The sequence below is a fragment of the Bradyrhizobium sp. Mp27 genome, assembly GCF_029953005.1.
GTDB classification, from domain to species: domain Bacteria; phylum Pseudomonadota; class Alphaproteobacteria; order Rhizobiales; family Xanthobacteraceae; genus Bradyrhizobium; species Bradyrhizobium barranii.
Window position 1 is genome coordinate 1 of record NZ_JASAUS010000346.1, and the last position, 3447, is coordinate 3447.

Annotated in this window: 3 protein-coding genes; all 3 read right to left on the reverse strand. The window is 65.2% G+C overall.

The genetic code is table 11. The features are described 5' to 3' along the window. Positions 1 to 179: 179 nt before the first annotated feature. Entirely contained in the window at positions 180 to 1370 is a 1191-nt protein-coding gene (locus QJT78_RS49505; RefSeq protein WP_028148202.1) for an adenylate/guanylate cyclase domain-containing protein, read from the reverse strand. Positions 1371 to 1450: 80 nt separating this feature from the next. Continuing rightward, positions 1451 to 2539, reverse strand: coding sequence for a chorismate synthase (gene aroC / locus QJT78_RS49510; RefSeq protein WP_028148203.1), 1089 nt, complete (start codon positions 2537 to 2539; stop codon positions 1451 to 1453). Between the two features lie 187 nt (positions 2540 to 2726). Then, on the reverse strand, positions 2727 to 3326 hold the full coding sequence (locus QJT78_RS49515) for a histidine phosphatase family protein (RefSeq protein ID WP_028148204.1): 600 nt from the start codon (positions 3324 to 3326) through the stop codon (positions 2727 to 2729). Positions 3327 to 3447 lie beyond the last annotated feature (121 nt).

Genomic DNA, 3447 nt, shown 5'->3' on the forward strand with positions numbered 1-3447 from the left:
ATTGTTCCATCGCCTTCAGTCTCCTCTCGGCTCTCTGACAAGCCAAGGATCGCAGAGCGAAAGCCGAAGCGAAACCAGTCAATCAAATGGGAGAAAAGCTCCGCTTACGCTGTTCACGACGGAGCCCGAGGAATAGGGCTTCATGTTGCGACGATGAATGATCTTGATCTCATCGCGCATCAGGCCATCACCACCGGTGTCTCTTCGGCAAGCCCATACACGCGCTGCGCCTTCGAAAACCCCGCGATCGGAAATTCGCCGAGCTCGCGCCAGTCATGGTGGCAGGCGTTCGCGAAGACTTCCGAGACCACGACAGTCCGCCCCAGCCGGCCCGTGATCTTCTCCAGTCGCGCCGCGAGATTGACGGCGGGGCCGATGCAGGTGAAGTCGAGGCGATTGCCGCCGCCGATATTGCCGTAGAGGATGTTGCCGACGTGCAGCGCGACGCCAAAGCGGAAGCGCTCGACGACATCGCCGACCGGAAAAGCGAGCGCCTCGACGCTGGCGCGGGATTCGCGCGCGGCCTCCAGCACGCGCGCGCAGACATGCGCGGCATCGCCGATATATTCGTCGATCGGGAACACCGCGAGCAGGCCGTCGCCCATGAATTTCAGGACCTCGCCGCCATGGCCCCGGATCGCGGTGACCTGGCAGTCGAAATACTGGTTGAGGATCTCGACCACGGTCTCGGCCGGCAGCCGGTCCGATAGCGCAGTAAAGCCGCGCAGATCCGAGAGCCAGATCGCGGCCTGCATGGTGTCGTTGTGGCCGCGGCGGATCTGGCCGCCGAGGATACGCGCGCCGGCACGGTTGCCGACATAGGTGTCGAGCAGCATCTCGGCGGTGCGGCGCAGGCTGATGATCTCGGCGACGCGCGCGAGCGGTGTCCCGATGGAGCGGATTGCCGCGATGTCGTCGTCGCTGAAGCCGCCGGGATGCCGCGTGACCCAGCTCGTCGCGTGGATCGAGCCGTCGAGATAGTGCATCGGCATCGCGAGGTAGTCGGTCACGCCTTCGGCGCGCATGTCGTCGAGGAACGGAAACCGCTTGCTGTCCGGATCGTCCATCCGTCCCCGCACCTCGAGCCCCTCCTCGAACACGATCCGGAGCGGGCTCCGGGCGAATTCGGGCGTGTCCAGGATCTCGAAATCGACGGTGCCGATCTCGACCTTCTGGCCCTGGCGCCAGATGAAGTTGCGGCCGAAGATTTCCGGATGCAACGTGCGAATGAAGATGCCGAACCGCGACAGCGGCAGGCCGGCCGCGACCAGATGCTCGCAGACCTCGGCGATCATCTCGGAAGGGGTCCCGGACGACCTCGCACCGTCGATCAGCCAGTTGGTGATGCGCTGGATCTCGGAGTTTTGCATGTCCGCATTTGCGGACGAAGTCTTGGGGACGTCAAGCTGCGCGGTGGGTCAGTACCGCGACACGAACGCCCTGCTCGGAGCTAGCGCCCCACCTGCCCGCGATCCCGAATGAAATGATCGGCCAGCACGCAGGCCATCATGGCTTCGCCGACCGGGACGGCGCGGATGCCGACGCAGGGGTCGTGGCGGCCCTTGGTGAAGATCTCGGTGTCGGCGCCCTTGCGATCGACAGTAAGGCGCGGCTGGAGGATCGACGAGGTCGGCTTCACCGCGAAGCGCACCACCACCGGCTGTCCAGTGGAGATGCCGCCCAGAACGCCGCCGGCATGGTTGGAGAGGAAGCGCGTGCCGTCGTTGCCCGTGCGCATCTCGTCGGCGTTCTCCTCGCCGGTGAGCTCCGCCGCGCCAAAGCCGGCGCCGATCTCGACGCCCTTCACGGCGTTGATGGTCATCATCGCGCCCGCAAGATCAGAATCGAGTTTTGCGTAGATCGGAGCACCGAGGCCTGCCGGCACGCCTTCGGCGACGACCTCGATCACCGCGCCGATCGACGAGCCGCTCTTGCGGATGCCGTCGAGATAGGTCTCGAAGAACGCGGCCTTGTCCTTGTCGGGACAGAAGAACGGATTTTTCGCAATCTCGTCCCAGTCCCATTTGTTGCGGTCGATCTTGTGCGGGCCGATTTGCACCAGCGCGCCGCGCACCTTGACGTCGGGCAGCACTTTTCGCGCGATCGCACCGGCGGCGACGCGCATCGCGGTCTCGCGCGCCGAGGAGCGGCCGCCGCCGCGATAGTCGCGCAGGCCGTATTTGGCCTCATAGGTGAAGTCGGCGTGGCCGGGCCGAAACTTGTCCTTGATCTCGGAATAGTCCTTCGAGCGCTGGTCGGTGTTCTCGATCAGCAGGCCGATCGGGGTGCCCGTCGTCACCTGCACGCCGGTCTCCGGATGCGCCATCACGCCGGACAGGATTTTCACCTGGTCCGGCTCCTGGCGCTGAGTGGTGAAGCGCGATTGGCCGGGCCGGCGGCGGTCGAGATCCTGCTGGATATCGGCCTCGGTGAGCGGGATCATGGGCGGACAGCCGTCGACCACGCAGCCGATCGCCACCCCATGGCTTTCGCCGAAGGTGGTGACGCGGAACATGTGGCCGAAGGTGTTGAAGGACATCGCTAGCCTGTAAGTCAGTTCTGACTTGTGTCGTAACGCGCCCTGAAATTGGGGTCAAATACGCGCCACAGTCGTCATGGCCGGGCCTGTCCCGGCCATCCACGTTCTTGACCGCCCGAAGCAAAAAGTCCGTGGATGCCCGGGACAAGCCCGGGCATGACGGCGGAGAACGGGGCGGCGCCCGCCCTTAACTAAACTTCTCCAGCCGCCCGTCGCGGAACACATAGACCGCGCCCTGCTCGATATAGAGCTCGGCGGCGCTGGCGGGCGTCTCCAGGCCGAGCGAAACCATCAAGGCCCGACACGTCCCGCCATGGGCGACTGCGACGGTATCGGTCCGGAGCTCGTCGTACCAGGCCCGCACGCGGACCTGCACATCGGCGTAGGTCTCCCCGTCCGCGGGGCCGACCGTCCATTTGTCGGCGAGGCGCCGGGCGTAGACGTCCGGATCGGCCGCCTCGCTCTCGGCCAGCGTCAGCCCTTCCCAGCTGCCGTAGCCGATCTCGCGGAGGCGATCGTCGAGCGCGTAGTCGGCCTGCGGCAGCTCGAGCTTGCCGCGCGCGAGTTCCATGGTCTGGCGTGCACGCCCGAGCGGGCTCGACACGTAGGGTAACGCCGCCTTGTCCTTGCCGTCGCGCTTGAAGAGATCCGCCAGCACGCCGCCGGCCTGCACGGCCTGACCGCGTCCACGCGCGTTCAGCGGAACATCCTTGGTGCCCTGAAGCCTCCCGAGCGCATTCCACTCGGTCTCACCGTGGCGAAGATAATAGATCGTGGGCACCGGCATTCCAGATTTATAAGCTAGTACCCGGAATCAGAGCTGAGTGATACGGCGGCCTTTGAAACGGCGTTGACGGACCTTTTTCTTGGTCCAGACGAAGGGCTCGGCTCTGTCGTTGTATGCGTTG